Source organism: Pseudomonas sp. AS2.8 (assembly GCF_014190935.1).
Lineage (GTDB): Bacteria > Pseudomonadota > Gammaproteobacteria > Pseudomonadales > Pseudomonadaceae > Chryseomonas.
The window spans coordinates 585,869-604,331 of the sequence record NZ_JACHVV010000001.1 but is presented as its reverse complement, the minus strand read 5'-3'; the positions used below and the strand labels follow the sequence as shown (position 1 = coordinate 604,331).

Sequence of the window (18,463 nt, the reverse complement as noted above, 5' to 3'; positions counted from 1 at the left end):
CATTCAGGGGGCGGGACGCACATAGCTGGTCAGCACGTGATCCCGCCAGATCCCGTCGATCTCCAGATAGCGCCGCGCCAGGCCCTCGCGTTCGAAGCCGAGACAGGTCAACAGGTGGGCGCTGCGGACGTTCTCCGGCAGATGGTTGGCCATGATCCGGTTCAGGCCCAATTCGGCGATAACGAAGTCCCGCCCCAGGCGTACCGCCTGGCGCATCAGCCCCCGTCCCTGCCAGGCTGCATCCAGGCCATAGCCCAGGTAACAGGCCTGGAAACCACCCCGGAATATCTGGCTGAAATTGACCGTGCCTATCACCAGCGGCCCCGCCCGCAGCACCAGGCGCAATTCGCTCAGGCCCGGCCCGCCGGCACGATAGGCTGCCGCCTGCCCCTGCCATTGCGCCAGGGTATAGAATGCGTCGGAGCGCCGCGGCATCGAAAGCGCGAGGTGCTGGCGATTGAGCCGGTAGTAGTCGGCCACCGCGGCGGGATCGGCCAGGGTCAGGTCGATCAGTTCCACCGCCTCGGTCACGGCGAAGCGGGGTGGATACTGCAGCGGAACGCTCAGGGCGGTCATGGCTGCACCTGCGGCGGCAATTCGTAGACCCAGGTGGCGCAGCGCTGTCCGTCCGGACCTTCCCGATCGTTTTCCAGTACCCGGACGCGCCGGAAACCCACCCGTTCGGCGAGGCGCTGGCTGGAGGCGTTGGCGGCCGAGGTGGTGAGAAAGAGTCCCGCCGCGCCCCGCTGCTCGACGAAGTAGCGCAGTGCGGTGGTCATCAGGCCCTGCCCGGTATGCAGGCTGTGCAGCCAGTAGCCGACCTCATAGCGCCGGCCGCCGTCCAGAGGGGTGAGTCCCAGGCAGCCGAGCAAGTCGTCACCGCGCACCAGGAAGTAGCGTTTCTCGCCCTGGGCCAGGGTGAAGGCGCCGCGCGCGGCGAGCAGACTGTCGCGAGCCTGGGCGACGCTGGTCCGTTCGCGCGCCCAGCCGAGGAAGCGGCGGTGCTCGGCATAGCTCCAGTTCAGGGCGTCGGCGAAGGCCGCGGCCAGGCGCGGTTGCGGCCAGACCAGCTCGAAATCGGCCAGGGCGATGCGCGGTGGAAAATTCATGGCGAGGTCCCGAAATCCAGGCGCGGCACGGCGGCCAGCAGGCGCTGGGTCATGGCGTGAATGGGCGCAGGCAGCACCCGTTCGGCGCTGCCCTGTTCGACGATGCGGCCGCCGTCCATCACCGCGATGCGGTCGGCCAGGTATTCGACCACGCCGAAATTGTGGGTGATGAACAGATAGGCCAGGCCCCGCTCCGCCTGGAGTTCGCGCAGGAGATCGAGGATCTGCGCCTGCACCGAGACGTCGAGCGCCGAGGTGGGTTCATCGCATACCAGCACCTGCGGCTCGACGATCAGCGCCCGGGCGATGGCGATGCGCTGCCGCTGGCCGCCGGAGAATTCGTGGGCGAAGCGCTGCAGGGTGTCGCCGGGCAGCCCGACCCGCTCCACCAGGGCGGCGGCGCGCCGTTGGCGCTCGGCGGCATCCAGCTCGGGACGCAGCGCCAGCAAGCCCTGCTCCAGGGTGGCGCCGATGCGCATGCGCGGATCCAGCGAGGCGAAGGGGTCCTGGAAGACGATCTGGATCTGCCGCCGTAACCGCTGCAGGGTACGCCGATCGGCCGTGAGCAGGTCCTCGCCGCCCAGCTGGGCGCTGCCGCTGATGCGCGTCCCATCGAGCAGGCGCAGCAGCGCCTTGCCGGTGGTGGTCTTGCCGCACCCGGACTCGCCCAGCAGCGCCAGGGTCTCGCCGGCATGCAGGTCGAAGCTCACCCCGTCCACCGCCCTGACCCAGTCCCGCGTCCGGCCCCAGGCGCCGCGGCGAAGCGGATAGTGCACGGCCAGCTCACGCACCTCCAGCAGCCGCGCGCCCGGCTGGCGCTGCGGCAAGGCGCGCGGGCTGCCGGCCAGGGTCTGGCCGCGCTTGGCGAAGGTGGGAATGGCGGCGAACAGCTCGCGGGCATAGGGATGCCGGGGCGCCTCGAAGAACTCCGCGGCCGGGGCGCTCTCGACGATCTCGCCATGGCGCATCAGGGCCACGTGATCGGCTACCTGGCGCACCACCGCCAGATCGTGGGTGATGAGCAGGATGGCCATGCCCAGTTCGCGCTGGATATCGGCCAGCAGCGCAAGGATCTGCGCCTGGACGGTGACGTCCAGCGCCGTGGTGGGTTCGTCGGCGATCAGCAGGTCCGGCTCGGCCGCCAGCGCCAGGGCGAGCATGATGCGCTGTTTCTGGCCACCGGAGAACTGGAAGGGATAGTCGTCGATCCGCCGCTCCGGCTCGGGAATGCCGACCCGGCGCAGCCATTCCACCACCCGGGCACGGGCGGCGGCGCCGCGCAGCGTGGTATGGGCGCGTAGGGTTTCCTCGATCTGCTCGCCGATGCGCATGACCGGATTCAGGCTGGTGGCGGGCTCCTGGAAGATGGTGCCGACGCGCCCACCGCGCAGTTCGCGCAGACGCCGCTCCGGCAGTCGATGCAGGTCGGTGCCGGCCAGCAGCGCCGCGCCGCGGGCGATGCCCAGCGAAGGCGGCAGCAGACGCAACAGCGAGAGCGCGGTGACGCTCTTGCCACTGCCCGATTCCCCGACCAGGGCGAAGGTCTCGCCGCGGGCGATGGCCAGGCTCAGGCCGCGGACCGCCTGGCGCGTGCCCTCCTCGCCCTCGACTAGGATCTCCAGGTCGCGAATCTCCAGCACCGGGGTCATGGCTGCACCTCGCCCTGGCCGGGACGGCGCCTGAGCCAGGCGGATCCCAGCCGGCGACTGCGCGGATCGAAGGCGTCGCGCACGGCATCGGCGAACAGATTGGCCGCCAGCACCAGGGCCAGCATGAAGGCGAAGGCGCTGAGCAGGTTCCACCAGATCATCGGGCTGCGGGACATCTCGGTACGGGCATCGTTGATCATGGAGCCGAAGGAATTCATGGTCGGGTCGACACCGATGCCCAGGTAGGACAGCACCGCCTCGTAGAGCACCAGGCTGGAAAACTCCAGGGTCAGGGTGATGAGCACCAGGTAGAAGACGTTGGGCAGCAGGTGTCGGCGCAGGATGGTGAAGTGGGAGACGCCAAAGGCCCGCGCTGCCTGCACGTACTCCAGCTCGCGCAGCTTGAGCGCCTCGGCGCGCAGCAGGCGGCAGAGGCCGGCCCAGCCGGTGAGGCCGAGGATCAGGCAGAGCATGAAGAGGCGCAGGTCGGCGCGCGCCGCGCCGGTGTCGAACAGCTCGGGATGGCGGTCGATGAACACCTGCATCATCAGTACGCAGGCCGCCACCAGCAGCACCCCGGGGATGGAGGTCAGGGTGGTGTAGAGGTAGGTGATGACGTCGTCCACCCGGCCCTTGAAATAACCGGCGGCCAGGCCGAAGCCGATCGCCGGCGGCAGCATGGCCAGCGTGGTCAGGCTGCCGATGACGAAGGCGGTGCGGATGCTCTTGAACGACTGGTAGAGGACGTCGTTGCCGGTGCCGTCGGTGCCCAGCACGTGATAGCCGCTGGCCAGGGCGATCACGCTGCCGGCCACCAGGCAGACGCCCAGCCAGGTCAGCAGGATGGCGCGCCAGGGTGTGGCGGTCTGGCCGCGGAGGATGAGGCCGCAGCGGGCCGCGAAACCACCCGTCTCGCGCAGCCGTGCCGCGGCCAGGGCGGCAGTCGCCAGGGCCAGCGCCAGACCGCCGAGCAGGCCCGACGTCAGCCGCCTGAGGACATCGCCCCGCCACTCGGTAGCGGGATCGCGCAACGCGATACCGGCATGCTTGAGTCGCGGGAAGTCGCGCAGCGGCAGGCCCTCCGCGCTGGTGCCCAGGGTTTCCTTGGTGAACTGGTGGGTGGCGAGCGGCGCCGAATAGGTCTTCTCGCGCTGGGTCAGGCTGGTGTCGGCCAGCAGGCCATCGAGAGCCGAGAGCACCACGGGCGAATAGATCGGCGCCGTGGCGCCGGGCGTGGCGGGCAACTGGGGCCGGTAGTGCAGCGAATCCAGCAGGGCGATGGCGACGAAGCTGGCCAGCACCACGGCCGCGCTCATCGCCGGCGCATCCTGCAGTACCCGCCGCCAACTGGCGCGCAGGGCCGGCTGGCGACGCGCGCGCCAGGCATAGACCAGGGTACCGGCTACCAGCAGGTAGAGGGCGAGGTCGGTCCAGAGCAAGACGAATTTCGGCATGGCGGCTACCTGAAGCGAACGCGCGGATCGGCGAGGGTGTAGGACAGGTCCGCCAGGATCAGGCCGACGATGTAGAGCACCGAGCCGAGAAACACCATGGTGCGCACCACGGCGAAGTCCTGGCCGTTGATGGCGTCGATGGTGTAGCTGCCCAGGCCGGGAATGCCAAAGAAGGATTCGGCGATCAGGCTGCCCATGATCAGCAGCGGAATGGCCGAAACCACGCCGGTGAGGATCGGCAGCGCGGCATTGCGCAGCACATGGCGCTGGAGCACCTGCCGCTCGGCCAGGCCCTTGGCACGGGCGGTGCGCACATAGTCCTTGCCGATCTCTTCGAGAAACAGCGCGCGGTAGAAGCGCGCCTGGCTGCCCAGCCCGGAAATCACCGCCACCAGCACCGGCAGGGCCAGGAAGCGCAGCAGATTCCAGCCCTCTTCATAGCCCGAATAGGGCACCAGGCGCAGGGTCTTCGCGAACAGCCACTGGCCGGCGATGATGTAGAACAGCGAGGAGATCGACAGCAGCAGCACGCAGAGCACCACGCCCCAGAAGTCCAGCCGGGTGGCGCGAAAGAACACCAGCAGCAGGGCGAAACCGACGCTGGCGACCAGGCCGAGGACAAAGGTCGGCAACGCCAGCGCCAGGCTCGGTCCGGCGCGCTCGGCGATCTCCCGGCCGATGTCGCGACCGCTGTCGGAGGTGCCGAAGTCGAACACCAGCAGACTGACCGACCGGTCGAAGAAGAGCGTATCGGTGAACTGCTCCGCCCCTTCGCGGGTGGTATTAATGAGCAGCGGCTTGTCGTAGCCGTGCTCCGCCTTCCAGTCCTCGATGGCTTCGGCGGTGACGTACTTGCCGCCGATGGCCAGGCGCGCCATGTCGTCCGGGGTGTTGACGGTAAAGAACAGCAGGAAGGTCAGCAGATTCACGCCGATCAGGATGAGCACGCCATAGGCCAGGCGCCGCAGTAGATAGCCGATCATGGCCGCCCCTCCCCGCTCTCGTCGCCAAAGGCGGTCTGGCGCTCACGGCGACGCAGGCTGCGCCAGGCCGGCCAGGCCAGCAGCAGCGCCAGGCCCAGCAGCAGCCACAGCGGCCAGAGCACCGGCCGGTTCCACTCCAGCACCTTGCGCTCGCGCAGCGCCGGGTCCAGGCGCAGATAGCGCAGCTGATCGCGCACCATCTGGGTCGGCTTGGCGTTATAGACCCACTGCTGATAGGCCCCGGCCGACAGGGGATTCCAGCCGAACAGCCAGGGCGCGTCCTGTTGCACGATGGCGACCATGCGCCGGATCAGGGCGACCTTTTCCGGTCCGTCGTCGAGACTCTTCATCTGCTCGAACAGCCGGTCGTATTCGGCATTGCTGTAGTTGCCGGCATTCTCGCCACCGTGCTTGGCCTTGCCCTGGGGACCGTAGAAGAGGAACAGGAAGTTCTCGGCATCGGGATAGTCGGCGTTCCAGCCCCAGAAGAAGATCTGCGCCGCGCCCTTGCGCATCTTGTCCTGGAATCTGTTGTAGTCCGAGCCGCGCAGCTCCAGCTGGATACCCAGCTTGGCGGTCTGCTGGCGCATCCAGTCGAACATCGCGCTGTCACCGCTGGTCTGGGCATCGTATTGCAGGATCAGCGGCCGCCCGCTCTTGGCGTCGCGGCCATCGGGATAGCCGGCTTCGACCAGCAACCGCCTGGCCGCTTCGATGGGCCGCCGCTCGGGCTTGCCATCCACCAGTTGGTAGACCACCGGGTTGCTGCCGGCCGGCGGCGCTTCATAGCCCAGCACGCCCGGCGGCAGCGGGCCATTGGCGACCAGGCCGTTGCCGTTGAGAAAGACGGTGATGTAGCTCTCCCAGTCGAAGGCGATCGACAGCGCCTGGCGCAGCTTGCGATTGCGTTCCTGTTGCTCGGGCGTGGCGCCCTGCCCCACCACCGGGTCCAGCCAGTTGAAGCCCAGGTACCAGTTGGAGGCCTCCACCGCGGTGGGCAACTTGAGGCCGCGCTCGCGATAGAGCTCGGCGGAATCGGCCGAATCACCGGCCTTGGTGCGCAGCGCCACGCCATATTCGCCGCGCTCGACCTGGGGGGTGTCGTAGTAGCCCTGGATGAACTTGCCCATCAGCGGCACCCCTTCCTTTTCCAGGCTGAACACCGCGCGGTCGATCAGCGGCATGGGCTTGCCGCAGTCGTCCAGCCGGCCCTGTTGGCGATCCTCGGGCTCCCCCTCGCAGGGATAGGGATCGGCGTGATAGTTGGGATTGCGCGCCAGCACATGGCGGCGATTGGGGATGGATTCGGCCAGGCGATAGGGTCCGGTGCCCACCGGCCAGCTGTTGAAACCGAGGTTGTGCTCGGTCATGCCCGGCTGGCTGTAGAAGCGGTCGGCCTCCCAGGGCACCGGCGCGGCAAAGGTCATGGCCAGCCAATAGTTGAACTGGGGGTACTTGCCGATCACCCGCAGGCGCAGGGTGTGGTCGTCCAGCACCTCGACCCCGGGCAACTCGCCCTGGCGCAGGTCCAGCCAGGGCAGCGGCGCGCCCCTGGGCAGCTTGGCACGCAGGGCCTTGTCGGCGGCGCGCAGGCCGTCGCCAAAGGCCTGCATGCCCACCAGGTGCTCGGCGAAGATGGCGTAGCTGGGCGAGACCAGCCGCGGACTGGCCAGGCGGCGCAGGCCGTAGGCGTAGTCGGCGGCGGTCAGGGCGCGGCTGCCGGTCTCGGGAAAGTCGGGGATCTGGTAGCGATCGGCCAGGTCGGCGGGCTGGATCGGGAAGTAGCGGTAATGGCCCTGGGCATCGCGAGCGAAGGCCGGATGAGGCGCATAGCGGGCGTCGCGGCGGATAGGGATGTCGTAGACGCTCTCGGCGATCTGCGCCGGCGCCGCGTCATCCGGCAGGCGCCGGCCCTGGGCGTCCAGGTAGTAAGGCGCGATCACCCGCTCGGCCCCACGGGGGATCAGCGCGTAGGGCCGCTTGAAGTAGTGGTAGCCGTAGAGGGGTTCATAGATGTTGTAGGTGAAGTTGGTCTCGTCGCCGGAATAGGAACTGGCCGGATCCAGGTACTTCGGCGAGCGGGTGGTGAAGGCGGTATAGAGGGTATTCTGGCCTTCGGCCCCGGCCCGGTAGGGGCTGTTGATCGGCGTGTCGGCGGGTGAGCAGCCCCCGAGCAGCGCCAGGGTCAGCAGTGCGAGGAGTTGTCTGGACAGTCTGGGCATCGCGTTCCTGCACCGAAAGGGACCTGAGGCGGCAGCGTCCGCCTAAACGACTAAGCTTGAGCTATTTTCCCGCGAGGCGCAGCACCCCATGCAATCCCGGAAAGATTTCGACAAGATCGCCCACTGGTCCCAGCTCCAGGCCCCCGATGGCCCCGGCTATCCCGACAGTGACGAGCGCTTTTCCCTGGGCGCCGCCTTCGGCCGTCACTTCGGCTTCGCCCGCCTGGGCATCCACCACGAATGGCTGCCACCCGGTCGCCGCACCTCGCGGCCCCATGCCGAGGCCACCGAGGACGAATTCATCTATGTGATCGCCGGTCATCCCACCGCCTGGGTCGACGGCCATGCCCATCGCCTCAAGCCGGGTGACGGGGTGGGCTTCAAGGCGGGGGATGGCGTCGCCCATACCTTCATCAACGAGACCGCCGAGCCGGTGGAGTTGCTGGTGGTGGGCGATGCCAGCCGCTCGGACAACCGCCTGCACTATCCGCTGCATCCGGAATACACCGCGGGGCTGGGGGATAAGCAATGGCAGGACTGTCCCAAGCGTGAATTGGGGCCGCATACGGGTGAGGCCCGGAAGTCCGGCGAGTAGACGCAGTCATTGGACATGGCCTCTTCCACCTGCCGCGCTCAAAGGCTGACCCTCGCCGTTGGGCTTCGGCGATGGAGCTGCCTCAACCCAACTACGAAACATCCACCGTAGGTTGGGTTGAGCGCAGCGGAGCCCAACAGGGGTGGCCCCCAATGCACCTGCACAGCGAGGATCGATTGCGGCCGTTGGGCTTCGGCGATGGAGCTGCGCTCAACCCAACCTACGAACCTCACCGTAGGTTGGGTTGAGCGCAGCGAAGCCCAACAGGGGTGGCCTCCATACACCTGCACATCGAGGATCGATTGCGGCTGTTGGGCTTCGGCGATGGAGCTGCCTCAACCCAACCTACGAAACGCTACCGTAGTTGGGTTGAGCGCAGCGAAGCCCAACAGGGCCTCAGCCAACACCTTGGCGCTTGGAAAACGCTGCGCGGTTTTCCACCCTACATAAGCTCACCGTTAGCGCTCCCTCTCCCTAAGGGAGAGGGTCAGCGGCTCAGGCCCTGCGCGCCTGGGCCGCGCTTACCGCGGCGCGCAGCGCCAGCAGGTAGCTGTCCACGCCGAAGCCGGCGATCTGCCCCAGGACGATCTCGGCGAATACCGAGTGATGGCGGAAGCTCTCCCGCGCATGGATGTTGGACATGTGCAGCTCCACCACCGGCACGGTGAGGATCGCCAGGGCGTCGCGGATACCGTAGCTGTAGTGGGTCCAGGCGCCGGCGTTGATGAGCACGCCATCCACGCCCTCCTCGAAGCCCTGGTGAATGCGCTCCACCATCGCGCCCTCGTGATTGCTCTGGAAGCTCTGCACCTCGACGCCCAGTTCCGCCCCCAGAGCCGCCAGCCTGGCGTCGATCTCGGCCAGGGTCACGGTGCCGTACTGCACGGGATCGCGCTTGCCGAACATGTTGTGGTTGATACCGTGCAACATCAGGATCTTCATGGGGTCCGCTCACTGCAGGGGAATGGTCAGCTGGTCGATGACCGGCCGGGTCTCGGGGCGTACGCCGCGCCACCAGGCGAAGGCCTCGGCGGCCTGCTCGACCAGCATGCCCACGCCGTCCGCCAGCTGCGCCACGCCCTGCTCCCGGGCCAGGCGCAGGAAAGGCGTCAGCCCCTTGCCATAGGCCAGTTCATAGGCCAGCGCCGCCTGGGCGAAGACGCCCGCCGGCACCGGCGGCAATTCGCCGACCAGACTGGCCGAAGTGGCATTGATCACCAGGTCGAATCTCTCCCCTTCCAGGGCCTCGTAGCTGCTCACACTCAGCAACGGGTGCCCGATCTCCTGAGCGAGCCCTGCGGCCTTCTGCTCATCGCGATTGACCATCACCAGCGCCGCTGGCCCGGCCGCCAGGAAGGGCAACAGCGCCCCCCGTACCGCACCACCCGCGCCCAGCAAGAGCACGCGCTTGCCGGCCAGGGGCTGGCCGAGGTTGACCTCGATATCGCGCAGCAGGCCGATGCCGTCGAAGTTTTCCGCCAGCACCCGCTCACCCTCGAACTTCAGGGCATTGGCCGCCTTGGCCAGGCGCGCCCGCTCGCTGGGCTCGGTGGCCAGCTGGTAGGCCTGCAGCTTGAAGGGCGCCGTGACATTCATGCCCCGCCCACCCTGGGCGCGAAAGCGCGCCACGTCACCGGCGAAATCCCCCTGCGAGCCCTCGATGGCGCCGTATTCCAGCTCCTGTCCGGTGGTGCTGGCGAACAGCCCATGGATTAGCGGCGACTTGGTGTGGTTGATCGGACGGCCGATCACCGTGTACTGGTCGGTCATGTCGACATCTCCGGGGTGAACAGCACGCCATCAGCCTGCAGCCGGGCGATCTCTTCCGCGCTATAGCCGAGGCTCCGGGCCACGGCAGCGTTGTGCTCACCGAGATCCGGCGCCACCTGCTGGATGGTGGTGTCGCAGTCGGAAAAGCGGAACGGCAGATTGGGCATGCGCAGGGTGCCGAAGCGCGGGTGCTGCTGCTCCTGGATCATGCCGCGGGCCTTGATCTGCGGATCCTCGATCACCTCGTCGATACGCTGCACCTTGGCGCAGGGCACATCGATCTCGTCGAGCAACGCCAGCAGCCGCGCGACCGGATTGGCCGCGACCCAGGCCTTGACGATGGGCAGGATGGCTTCGCGATGGGCGTTGCGGCCGGTGGAGGTATGGAAGCGCAGGTCGCTGCCGAAACCCGGCTGGTCCGCGTCCTGTTCGACCAGGGCGGCGAAGCGCTTCCAGGATTCGTCCACCTGGGCGGCGATCACCAGGTCGCCATCCTGGGCGCGGAACACGCCATAGAGGGTCGAGGTGGGCATGTCGTGGCCGGTCTGCTGCGGCAGGATCTCACCGCCGGACAGGGTGTAGCACTGCACGGCGTATTCGTGCATGGATACCAGGGTGTCGTACAGCGCCATGTCGATATGCTGGCCGCGGCCGCTGGTGACCCGTCCCAGCAGCGCCGCGTTGATGGCGGCCACCGCATGGGCGCCGGTGTACATGTCGCCCAGGGAGATGCGCAGCAACGGCGGCGCCTCGCCCGGCGTGCCGACCATCTGCATGATGCCGCTCTTGGCCTCGGCGATCAGGCCGAAGCCGGCGCGATGGGCGTCGGGCCCGGTGTGACCGTAGGCGGAAATCGAGCAGTACACCAGTCGCGGATTGCGCGCCGACAGTTCCGCATAGCCCAGGCCGAGCTTGTCCAGGGCGCCGGGTCGGTAGTTTTCGATGAAGACGTCGGCGCTGTCGCAGAGCTGCTGCATGAAGGCCTTGCCGCGCGGGTCCTTCATGTTGACGCTGACACCCTGCTTGCCCATGTTGAGTTGCAGGAAGTAGCCGCTCTGCTGGTCGTCGAGGACGAAGGCGTGCTGGCGACCGGCATCGCCGCTGCCGGGGCGCTCCACCTTGATGACCTCGGCGCCCAGCGCCGCCAGGCAGCGCCCCACATAGGGGCCGGCGAGGAAGTGGCTGTAGTCGATGACCCTCAGGCCTTGCAGCGGGAGTGGCTGGCTCATACGGCGCCCTCCCGCCGCGGCACCATCAGCCGGTGCTCGCCGCGCTGGACCACCTCGCCCTTCTGGTTGATCAGCTCCGAGGGCAGCACCACGATGCCCCAGCCCGGCTTGCTCTTGCTCGGACGCATGGACCCCACGCGCAGCTTGACGTGCAACTCGTCGCCGACGCGGATCGGCAGCAGGAAATCCCAGGTCCAGCCCAACGACATTCCCGGCAGGAAGCGATAGTCGCACTGGGTCTTGAGGCCGTCGGCGATGGACAGCCCCATCAGGCCATGGGCGACCAGGCCACCGAAGTGGCTGGCATTGGCATAGGCCTCGTCGACATGGACCGGGGTGTGGTCACCGGTGAGGTCGGCATAGGCCAGAATGCGCTCCTTGGTGACTTGGTAGCTCGGCGTGATCGCCTCGTCGCCTTCGCGGGCGTCCTCGAAGTATTTTTCTTGTAGGGTCATGGTCGCTGTCACTCGGATTGACGGGCGTTGACGGCCAGGGCGTCGTGCACGGCGCGGGCCGGCACGGCCTGAATGAATTCCAGCGCCAGGCCATCGGGCAGGCGCAGCCAGTTGTAGCCCTGGGGCAGTTGCTCCACGCCCTCGAAACGCCGGGCGGCGGCCAGGGCGGCGTCGAGGTCCTCGCACATCAGCCCCAGGTGACCCAGGCGCCCCTCGGGGCCAGCGAAGTCCGGCTTGCTCATGAATTGCATCCCGCCCAGCGTCCAGTACTGACTGGGCTGCTCGACCGTGCCCTGCACCTCGCGCAGGGTCATGCCGAACACCTCGTGGAAGAAGCGGATGTGCCAGTGGATGTCTTTCACCCAGATGGCCACGTGTTCCAGATAGGCCTTGGGAATGCTCATGGTTTGGCGTCCTCTTGTTGTCGATCGGCCAGGGCGCGCTCGATGCCCTTGATGCAGGCGACCAGGGTGGCGTTGACCGGGGTGGGCACGCGGTACTGCTGGCCGAGCCGCACCACCGCGCCATTGATGAAGTCGATTTCGGTGATGGAGCCCTTCTGCAGGCTCTGCAACATGGAGGTCTTGAACGACGCCGCCAGTCCCTCGCGGGCCAGTTGCCAGGCGGCTTCCGGCGCCTGCAGCCCCAGCTCGACCCCGGCGGCGCGGGCCACCGCGATGGCTTCGGCGACCGCCTGCAGCGCGGTATCGCGCAGCAGCGGCTCACTGTAGAGCTGGCCATAGGTGAGCTGGGTGATGCCGGTCAGGGCACCGGTGGCGACGTTGACCAGCAGCTTGTCCCAGAGGGTGCCGCGGATGTTGGCGCTGACCGTGGTGGCGAGGCCCGCGTCCTCGAAGACCGTGGCGACGGCCTGGACGCGCGCGGAGACTTGACCATCGAGTTCGCCGATGAGGGTGCGTTTGCCCGTTACTCCGCTGCGGATCCGTCCCGGGCCGAGCAACACGCCGCCCACATAGGTCTTGCCGGCGATCACCCGCTCCGGGCCGACGATCTCCGCCAGCAGCTCTTCGTGGCCGAGGCCGTTCTGCAGCGACAGCACCAGGGTCTCGGGGCCGACCAGCGCCAGCGCCTGCTGCATGGCCTCGGCGGTGGCGAAGGACTTGACCAGCACCACCACCAGATCGACCACCCCGACCTCTTGGGCCGCGACCGCCGCCCGTACCTGAACCCGGCGACGGCCGTCGGCGGTCTCGATGTCCAGGCCGTCACGCGCCACCGCCTCGATATGGGCATTGGGCCGATTGAGCAGCCAGGTCTCGTGTCCCGCCTCGCTCAGCCAGGCGCCAAAGGTGCTGCCCAGGGCGCCAGCCCCGAGGATGCAGATTTTCATGGATCGGACTCCTTGTTTTCGTCCTACCCTAGGCCCGCGCCCGGTATTGAGCTATACAAAGAGTCCAATTCGCCCATCAGGAATTCTGATAATGCTGCCCACGGACGGCCTGCCCGAACCCAAGCTGCTGATGCTGTTCGAGGTGCTCTATCGCACTGGTAGCGTGACCCGGGCCGCCGAACAGCTGGGCCAGAGTCAGCCCACCATCAGCCTCTGGCTGGGCAAGTTGCGTCAGCAGCTGCGCGATCCACTGTTCGTGCGCACGCCTGGCGGCATGAAGCCCACACCCCAGGCCGAGGCGCTGATCACGCCGTGTCGCGAAGTGCTCGAATCCCTGCGCCGGCTAGTGGCCTGGGAGGTGGCCTTCGAGCCCGCCACCGCTCAGCGGCTGTTTCGCCTCTGCCTGAGCGATGCCAGCCACATCACCCTGCTACCGCGGATCCTGGCGCAGCTGCGCGAGGTGGCGCCCGGGGTGCGGCTGGAGATCGCGCGGATCGACGGCAATACCGAACAGGCCCTGGAGATCGGTGAAGCTGACCTGGCGGTCGGCTTCATTCCCTGGCTGGGTGGCAGTCTCTATCAGCAACTGCTGTTTCCCCAGGACTGGGTCTGCCTGGTCAGCGCCCGCCATCCGCGCCTCGGCGAGCGCCTGACGGCCACGGCCTATGCCGAGGAGGGCCATGTCCTGGTCAGCGCCGGCACCGGGCAGAAGCTGCTGGAAGCGGGTCTGGTACGCGCCGGGGTGCAGCGCCGCATCGTGCTGGAGCTACCGGGCTTTCTGGGCGTCGGCGCGGTGGTCGGCACCTCCGACCTCATCGTCACCCTGCCGCGGCACATCGGTACCACCCTGGCGCAGACCTACGGCCTCAGGGTCCACGAATGCCCGGTGCCGGTCGAGCGCTTCGCGGTCAGGCAGCACTGGCACGCGCGCTATCACCAGGATGCCGGCAATCGCTGGTTGCGCGGGGTGCTACTGGAGCTCTTCGGCCACGGCCGCTAGCGCAGGAGCCGGAAACGAAAAAGCCCCAGCACGGGGCTGGGGCTCTTGGGCAGGACGCCTGGACGATCAGTTGTCCAGGGCCGGGCGCTGGCCGGCGATGGCGATGCGCTTGGGCTTGGCTTCTTCCGGGATCACGCGCACCAGTTCGATGCTCAGCAGGCCGTGCTTGAGATCGGCACCCTTCACCTCGATATGGTCGGCGAGGCGGAAGGACAGCTTGAAGGCGCGCTGGGCGATGCCCTGATGCAGGAAGGTCACGCTCTCGGCGCTGTTTTCGCGCCGGCCACCCTTGACGGTGAGCACGCCACGCTCGACTTCGATCTCCAGGTCATCTTCCTGGAGGCCGGCGGCGGCGATCACGATGCGATACTGGTCGTCACCGTGCTTCTCGACGTTGTAGGGCGGATAGGAGCTGCCAGCGTCGTTGCGCAGCGCGGATTCGAACAGGTCGTTGAACCGGTCGAAGCCGACGGAATGACGGAACAGCGGGGCCAGGGACAGTACATTGCTCATGGTGAATCTCCTGATAGGTTCAGCAAGTTTCGGTGTTGCCTGCGGGACCCGACTTCGGCATCCCACACGAACCTAGATAGGGAAATCCCCAAGAATTTCAAGGGCGAATCCCGACGAACGGTAGTGCCCGCTATTTCTTCTTCGGCTTGCGCTTTTTCTTCTTGGCCGCGGCCATCGGCAGCGCCTGCTCGAAGGCCGAGCGCACCTCCTGCAGGCGGCGCTCCTTGAGGTCGTGGATGCGCTTGCCGCGCTCGGTGGTGAAGTCGATGAGATTGCTGTCGTCGCTCATGTCGCTATCCGGCGAAAGGTGAGATTCAGCCGCAACCCGCTGGCTTTGCGGGTCTTGGCGATCTGGTGCTGCCAATGATGCTGGGTCGCGCCGGCCATGACCAGCAGGCTGCCGTGACCGAGTTCCAGGGAATGGCCGATGCGGCTGGTGCCCTTGCGGCGGAAGTCGAAGCGCCGCGCGGCCCCGAGGTTGAGCGAGGCGATCAGCGGATTGGCGCCGAGACTGGCCTCGTCGTCGCTGTGCCAGCCCATGGAGTCCTGGCCGTCGCGATAGCGGTTGAGCAGCACGCCATTGAAGGCCTGGCCGCAGGCCGCCTCGACGGCTTCACGGATGAGCTGCAGCAGCGGCGTCCAGGGCAAGGCGGCGTGATCCAGGCCGGCGTAGCCGTAGACCACCCCGGGATCGGCGTACCAGGCCACCTGCCGCGGCACCGGGTGCCAGCGACCGAACACCCGCACCTGCGGCTGGCTCCAGGGAGTTTCGGCGTCCAGCTGCTGCAGCCAGGCGTCGGCTCGTTCCGGCGGCAACCAGTGCGGGTGGAAGGCCAGCTCGGCGTCGTCCAGCTCCAGGCGCGCGACCATGGCTAGACCCGCAGATCCACCTGGGCGCCCACCTGCTCCGGCTCTTCCAGGGCCTGGGCACGTTCGGCGCCGAAGCCCTGGCGCAGGGCTTCGCGCTGCCGGCGGCGGCGGCGGGCCTCGCGGTCCAGGGTGGCCTCGTCCTCCAGGGGTGCGTGCGCGGTCTCGGCCGCCGGCTGCACGGGCGCTATGGGGGCGCTGGCGGGACGCACCGGGGCGGGATCCAGCTGGTTTGGCGGGGTCACGCCGGGCGGCGGAATGACAGGGATCATGACGGGGACCTCGAATTCGCGGACTGCGGCAAAGAGCGCGTTAGGCTTCTGACTCCGCTTTCGCTAAAATAGCCGGCTTTTTGATAGCTGGGGAGAAGCTTCCACATGGCGTCGCATCAACCGGGACAACGCTGGATCAGTGACAGTGAGGCCGAACTGGGCCTGGGAACCATCCTGGCCCTCGACGGCCGCCTGCTCACGGTGCTCTATCCAGCCACCGGTGAGACGCGCCAGTATGCCCAGCGCAACGCCCCGCTGACCCGGGTGCGCTTCGCTCCGGGCGACGAGGTGACCCATTTCGAGGGCTGGAAGCTCACCGTGCGCGAGGTCTCCGAAGCGGACGGCCTGCTGACCTACCACGGCTTCACCGCCGAGCGCGAGGCACGCAGCGTGCCCGAGGCCCAGCTGTCGAACTTCATCCAGTTCCGCCTGGCCAGTGACCGCCTGTTCGCCGGACAGATCGACCCCCTGCCCTGGTTCGGCCTGCGCTATCACACCCACGAGCATCGCAACCGCCTGCTGCAGTCCAGCCTCTGGGGCCTCGGCGGCACCCGCGCCCAGCCGATCCCGCACCAGCTGCACATCGCCCGCAGCGTGGCCGACCGGGTCGCCCCGCGCGTCCTGCTGGCCGACGAAGTGGGCCTGGGCAAGACCATCGAAGCCGGCCTGGTGATCCATCGCCAGCTGCTCAGCGGTCGCGCCAGCCGCGTGCTGATCCTGGTCCCGGAAAATCTCCAGCACCAGTGGCTGGTGGAGATGCGCCGCCGCTTCAACCTGGAAGTGGCGCTGTTCGACGCCGAGCGCTTCATGGCCAGCGAAGACGGCAATCCCTTCGAGGACGCCCAGCTGGCGCTGGTCTCCCTGGACTGGCTGGTGCGCGACGAAAAGGCCCAGGATGCCGCCTTCGCCGCCGGCTGGGACCTGCTGGTGGTCGACGAAGCCCACCACCTGGTCTGGCACCCCGAGGGTGCCAGCCGCGAATACAGCCTGGTCGAGCAGCTCGGCGAGGTCATCCCCGGCGTGCTGCTGCTCACCGCGACCCCCGAGCAACTGGGCCAGGACAGCCACTTCGCCCGTCTGCGCCTGCTCGATCCCAGCCGCTTCCATGACTTCGCCGCCTTCCAGCAGGAGTCCCAGCACTACCGCCCGGTGGCCGAAGCCGTGCAGGAACTGCTCGACGCCGGCGCCCTGAGCCCGGCCGCCCAGGACGCCATCGGCGGTTTCCTCGGTCAGGAAGGCGAGACCCTGCTGGCCGCCGCCGCAGCCGGCGATGCCGACGCCCGCGCCCGCCTGGTGCGCGAGCTGCTGGATCGCCACGGCACCGGCCGCGTGCTGTTCCGCAATACCCGCGCCGCGGTCAAGGGCTTCCCCGAGCGCGAGCTGCACGCCCACGCCCTGCCCTTCCCGGATGCCTACCTGGACGAAGGCGTGATGCCCGGCCAGTCGCTACAGCCGGAAACCGAATTCGCCCCGGAAGACGACAACGATCGCTGGTGGCGCCACGACGGCCGCGTCGAGTGGCTGATCGACACCCTCAAGGCCCTCAAGCCGCACAAGGTGCTGGTCATCTGTGCGCGCATGGAGACCGCCCTGGATCTGGAAGACGCCCTGCGGCTGAAGTCCGGCATCCCCGCCACGACCTTCCACGAAGGCATGAGCATCCTCGAGCGCGACCGCGCCGCCGCCTACTTCGCCGACGAGGAATTCGGCGCCCAGGTGCTGATCTGCTCCGAGATCGGCAGTGAAGGCCGCAACTTCCAGTTCGCCCACCACCTGGTGCTGTTCGACCTGCCGGCCCACCCGGACCTGCTGGAGCAGCGCATCGGCCGTCTCGACCGCATCGGCCAGCGCCACACCATCCAGTTGCACGTGCCCTATCTCGAAGGCAGTCGCCAGGAGCGCCAGTTCCAGTGGTACCACCAGGCGCTGAACGCCTTCCTGGCCACCTCGCCCACCGGCAGCGCCCTCCAGGCGCGCTTCGCCAGCGAGCTCGACGAGCAGCTGGCCGGTGGCGACGACGCCACCTGGCAGGCACTGCTGGAACAGGGTGCCCAGGCGCGCGCCGCGCTGGAGACCGAGCTGCACAACGGCCGTGACCGCCTGCTGGAACTCAACTCCTCGGGCGCCGGTGCCGGCGAGCAGCTGGTCGAGGACATCCTCGAACAGGACGACCAGTTCGCCCTGCCGATGTACATGGAAGAGCTGTTCAACGCCTTTGGCATCGATAGCGAAGACCATTCCGACAACGCCCTGATCCTCAAGCCCAGCGAGAAGATGCTCGACGCCGGCTTCCCCCTGGGCGACGACGAAGGCGTGACCGTCACCTACGATCGCAACGTGGCCCTGGTCCGCGAAGACATGCAATTCCTGACCTGGGAGCACCCCATGGCCCAGGGCGGCATGGACTTGGTGATGTCCGGCTCCATGGGCAACACCGCCGTGGCGCTGATCAAGAACAAGGCGCTCAAGCCGGGCACCGTGCTGCTGGAGCTGATCTACATCAGCGAGGCGGTGGCGCCGCGCGCCCTGCAACTGGGTCGCTACCTGCCGCCGCTGGCGATCCGCTGCCTGCTGGACGCCAACGGTAACGACCTGGCCGCCCGGGTGGCCTTCGAGACCCTCAACGATCAACTGGAAAGCGTGCCGCGCACCAGCGCCAACAAGTTCGTCCAGGCCCAGCGCGATTCCCTGGCCAAGCTGATCGGCGGTGGCGAAGACAAGGCCCTGCCCCGCCACGAGGAACGCGTTGCCAAGGCCCGCCAGGCCTATGTGTCGGGCATGGACGAAGAGATCGCCCGCCTGGAAGCCCTGCGCGCGGTCAACTCCAGCGTCCGCCAGGACGAGATCGACCGCCTGCGCCAGCAGCGCGAAGAAGGCCTGACCTACCTGGACAAGGCCTCGCTGCGCCTGGAAGCGATCCGGGTGCTGGTGGCGGGTTGAGACCCGTTGCCACTGTTGGGCTTCGCTGGCGCTCAACCCAACCTACGGGCTCGC

The 18,463-nt window shown here is 67.8% G+C and carries 19 protein-coding genes; 3 read left to right on the top strand and 16 right to left on the bottom strand.

The window, feature by feature from the left end; genetic code table 11:
* Positions 1 to 3: 3 nt before the first annotated feature.
* The 6 genes from FHR73_RS02770 to FHR73_RS02745 are packed head-to-tail and all read right to left on the bottom strand — an operon-like array spanning position 4 to position 7,417.
* On the bottom strand, positions 4 to 576 hold the full coding sequence (locus FHR73_RS02770) for a GNAT family N-acetyltransferase (RefSeq protein ID WP_183629388.1): 573 nt from the start codon (positions 574 to 576) through the stop codon (positions 4 to 6).
* On the bottom strand, positions 573 to 1,109 hold the full coding sequence (locus tag FHR73_RS02765; RefSeq protein ID WP_183629387.1) for a GNAT family N-acetyltransferase: 537 nt from the start codon (positions 1,107 to 1,109) through the stop codon (positions 573 to 575). The genes FHR73_RS02770 and FHR73_RS02765 overlap by 4 nt, the downstream gene beginning before the upstream one ends.
* On the bottom strand, positions 1,106 to 2,758 hold the full coding sequence (locus FHR73_RS02760; protein ID WP_183629385.1) for an ABC transporter ATP-binding protein: 1,653 nt from the start codon (positions 2,756 to 2,758) through the stop codon (positions 1,106 to 1,108). Before FHR73_RS02760 ends, FHR73_RS02765 begins: the two co-directional genes overlap by 4 nt.
* Positions 2,755 to 4,212 (bottom strand): ABC transporter permease, encoded by a 1,458-nt coding sequence (locus FHR73_RS02755; protein ID WP_183629383.1) that lies wholly within the window; start codon positions 4,210 to 4,212, stop codon positions 2,755 to 2,757. The genes FHR73_RS02760 and FHR73_RS02755 overlap by 4 nt, the downstream gene beginning before the upstream one ends.
* Before the next feature lie 5 nt (positions 4,213 to 4,217).
* On the bottom strand, positions 4,218 to 5,195 hold the full coding sequence (locus FHR73_RS02750) for an ABC transporter permease (protein WP_183629381.1): 978 nt from the start codon (positions 5,193 to 5,195) through the stop codon (positions 4,218 to 4,220).
* Entirely contained in the window at positions 5,192 to 7,417 is a 2,226-nt protein-coding gene (locus FHR73_RS02745; protein ID WP_183629379.1) for an ABC transporter substrate-binding protein, read from the bottom strand. The genes FHR73_RS02750 and FHR73_RS02745 overlap by 4 nt, the downstream gene beginning before the upstream one ends.
* 88 nt (positions 7,418 to 7,505) lie before the next feature.
* Here FHR73_RS02745 and FHR73_RS02740 point away from each other — a divergent pair, with 88 nt between their 5' ends.
* On the top strand, positions 7,506 to 8,012 hold the full coding sequence (locus FHR73_RS02740; protein ID WP_183629377.1) for a cupin domain-containing protein: 507 nt from the start codon (positions 7,506 to 7,508) through the stop codon (positions 8,010 to 8,012).
* Between the two features lie 495 nt (positions 8,013 to 8,507).
* Here the strand turns inward: FHR73_RS02740 and aroQ are convergent, their stop codons facing one another.
* The 6 genes from aroQ to FHR73_RS02710 are packed head-to-tail and all read right to left on the bottom strand — an operon-like array spanning position 8,508 to position 12,817.
* The gene (aroQ, locus tag FHR73_RS02735) at positions 8,508 to 8,954 is read right to left on the bottom strand and encodes a type II 3-dehydroquinate dehydratase (RefSeq protein WP_183629375.1); all 447 of its coding nucleotides are present in this window, start codon (positions 8,952 to 8,954) and stop codon (positions 8,508 to 8,510) included.
* Between the two features lie 9 nt (positions 8,955 to 8,963).
* On the bottom strand, positions 8,964 to 9,782 hold the full coding sequence (gene aroE / locus FHR73_RS02730) for a shikimate dehydrogenase (RefSeq protein ID WP_183629373.1): 819 nt from the start codon (positions 9,780 to 9,782) through the stop codon (positions 8,964 to 8,966).
* Positions 9,779 to 11,011 (bottom strand): CaiB/BaiF CoA-transferase family protein, encoded by a 1,233-nt coding sequence (locus FHR73_RS02725; protein WP_183629371.1) that lies wholly within the window; start codon positions 11,009 to 11,011, stop codon positions 9,779 to 9,781. Before FHR73_RS02725 ends, aroE begins: the two co-directional genes overlap by 4 nt.
* Positions 11,008 to 11,466 carry a MaoC family dehydratase gene (locus FHR73_RS02720; protein WP_183629369.1) on the bottom strand — a complete coding sequence of 153 codons (459 nt, stop codon included), beginning with the start codon at positions 11,464 to 11,466 and terminating at the stop codon, positions 11,008 to 11,010. Before FHR73_RS02720 ends, FHR73_RS02725 begins: the two co-directional genes overlap by 4 nt.
* An 8-nt stretch (positions 11,467 to 11,474) precedes the next feature.
* Positions 11,475 to 11,870: a VOC family protein gene (locus tag FHR73_RS02715; RefSeq protein WP_183629367.1), complete on the bottom strand. Its 396-nt coding sequence runs from the start codon at positions 11,868 to 11,870 to the stop codon at positions 11,475 to 11,477.
* Positions 11,867 to 12,817, bottom strand: coding sequence for a ketopantoate reductase family protein (locus FHR73_RS02710; protein ID WP_183629365.1), 951 nt, complete (start codon positions 12,815 to 12,817; stop codon positions 11,867 to 11,869). Before FHR73_RS02710 ends, FHR73_RS02715 begins: the two co-directional genes overlap by 4 nt.
* 91 nt (positions 12,818 to 12,908) lie before the next feature.
* Here FHR73_RS02710 and FHR73_RS02705 point away from each other — a divergent pair, with 91 nt between their 5' ends.
* Complete coding sequence (locus tag FHR73_RS02705) at positions 12,909 to 13,817, top strand: LysR family transcriptional regulator (protein ID WP_183629363.1); 909 nt, start codon at positions 12,909 to 12,911, stop codon at positions 13,815 to 13,817.
* 66 nt (positions 13,818 to 13,883) lie between these two features.
* Here the strand turns inward: FHR73_RS02705 and FHR73_RS02700 are convergent, their stop codons facing one another.
* From FHR73_RS02700 to FHR73_RS02685, 4 genes are all read right to left on the bottom strand, one after another.
* Positions 13,884 to 14,330, bottom strand: coding sequence for an Hsp20 family protein (locus FHR73_RS02700; protein WP_007160292.1), 447 nt, complete (start codon positions 14,328 to 14,330; stop codon positions 13,884 to 13,886).
* Positions 14,331 to 14,460: 130 nt separating this feature from the next.
* Complete coding sequence (locus tag FHR73_RS02695) at positions 14,461 to 14,619, bottom strand: hypothetical protein (RefSeq protein ID WP_183629361.1); 159 nt, start codon at positions 14,617 to 14,619, stop codon at positions 14,461 to 14,463.
* Complete coding sequence (locus tag FHR73_RS02690) at positions 14,616 to 15,200, bottom strand: alpha-ketoglutarate-dependent dioxygenase AlkB (protein ID WP_183629359.1); 585 nt, start codon at positions 15,198 to 15,200, stop codon at positions 14,616 to 14,618. Before FHR73_RS02690 ends, FHR73_RS02695 begins: the two co-directional genes overlap by 4 nt.
* Before the next feature lie 2 nt (positions 15,201 to 15,202).
* Positions 15,203 to 15,469 (bottom strand): aspartate-semialdehyde dehydrogenase, encoded by a 267-nt coding sequence (locus FHR73_RS02685; protein ID WP_183629357.1) that lies wholly within the window; start codon positions 15,467 to 15,469, stop codon positions 15,203 to 15,205.
* A 105-nt stretch (positions 15,470 to 15,574) separates the two neighbouring features.
* Here FHR73_RS02685 and rapA point away from each other — a divergent pair, with 105 nt between their 5' ends.
* On the top strand, positions 15,575 to 18,409 hold the full coding sequence (gene rapA, locus FHR73_RS02680) for an RNA polymerase-associated protein RapA (protein ID WP_183629355.1): 2,835 nt from the start codon (positions 15,575 to 15,577) through the stop codon (positions 18,407 to 18,409).
* Positions 18,410 to 18,463 lie beyond the last annotated feature (54 nt).

What these genes read in the sequence shown, in the direction of transcription:
- FHR73_RS02770 (WP_183629388.1), bottom strand. Translation starts at nt 576, where the DNA reads ATGACCGCCCTGAGCGTTCCGCTGCAGTATCCACCCCGCTTCGCCGTG.
- FHR73_RS02765 (WP_183629387.1), bottom strand. Translation starts at nt 1,109, where the DNA reads ATGAATTTTCCACCGCGCATCGCCCTGGCCGATTTCGAGCTGGTCTGG.
- FHR73_RS02760 (WP_183629385.1), bottom strand. Translation starts at nt 2,758, where the DNA reads ATGACCCCGGTGCTGGAGATTCGCGACCTGGAGATCCTAGTCGAGGGC.
- FHR73_RS02755 (WP_183629383.1), bottom strand. Translation starts at nt 4,212, where the DNA reads ATGCCGAAATTCGTCTTGCTCTGGACCGACCTCGCCCTCTACCTGCTG.
- FHR73_RS02750 (WP_183629381.1), bottom strand. Translation starts at nt 5,195, where the DNA reads ATGATCGGCTATCTACTGCGGCGCCTGGCCTATGGCGTGCTCATCCTG.
- FHR73_RS02745 (WP_183629379.1), bottom strand. Translation starts at nt 7,417, where the DNA reads ATGCCCAGACTGTCCAGACAACTCCTCGCACTGCTGACCCTGGCGCTG.
- FHR73_RS02740 (WP_183629377.1), top strand. Translation starts at nt 7,506, where the DNA reads ATGCAATCCCGGAAAGATTTCGACAAGATCGCCCACTGGTCCCAGCTC.
- aroQ (WP_183629375.1), bottom strand. Translation starts at nt 8,954, where the DNA reads ATGAAGATCCTGATGTTGCACGGTATCAACCACAACATGTTCGGCAAG.
- aroE (WP_183629373.1), bottom strand. Translation starts at nt 9,782, where the DNA reads ATGACCGACCAGTACACGGTGATCGGCCGTCCGATCAACCACACCAAG.
- FHR73_RS02725 (WP_183629371.1), bottom strand. Translation starts at nt 11,011, where the DNA reads ATGAGCCAGCCACTCCCGCTGCAAGGCCTGAGGGTCATCGACTACAGC.
- FHR73_RS02720 (WP_183629369.1), bottom strand. Translation starts at nt 11,466, where the DNA reads ATGACCCTACAAGAAAAATACTTCGAGGACGCCCGCGAAGGCGACGAG.
- FHR73_RS02715 (WP_183629367.1), bottom strand. Translation starts at nt 11,870, where the DNA reads ATGAGCATTCCCAAGGCCTATCTGGAACACGTGGCCATCTGGGTGAAA.
- FHR73_RS02710 (WP_183629365.1), bottom strand. Translation starts at nt 12,817, where the DNA reads ATGAAAATCTGCATCCTCGGGGCTGGCGCCCTGGGCAGCACCTTTGGC.
- FHR73_RS02705 (WP_183629363.1), top strand. Translation starts at nt 12,909, where the DNA reads ATGCTGCCCACGGACGGCCTGCCCGAACCCAAGCTGCTGATGCTGTTC.
- FHR73_RS02700 (WP_007160292.1), bottom strand. Translation starts at nt 14,330, where the DNA reads ATGAGCAATGTACTGTCCCTGGCCCCGCTGTTCCGTCATTCCGTCGGC.
- FHR73_RS02695 (WP_183629361.1), bottom strand. Translation starts at nt 14,619, where the DNA reads ATGAGCGACGACAGCAATCTCATCGACTTCACCACCGAGCGCGGCAAG.
- FHR73_RS02690 (WP_183629359.1), bottom strand. Translation starts at nt 15,200, where the DNA reads ATGGTCGCGCGCCTGGAGCTGGACGACGCCGAGCTGGCCTTCCACCCG.
- FHR73_RS02685 (WP_183629357.1), bottom strand. Translation starts at nt 15,469, where the DNA reads ATGATCCCTGTCATTCCGCCGCCCGGCGTGACCCCGCCAAACCAGCTG.
- rapA (WP_183629355.1), top strand. Translation starts at nt 15,575, where the DNA reads ATGGCGTCGCATCAACCGGGACAACGCTGGATCAGTGACAGTGAGGCC.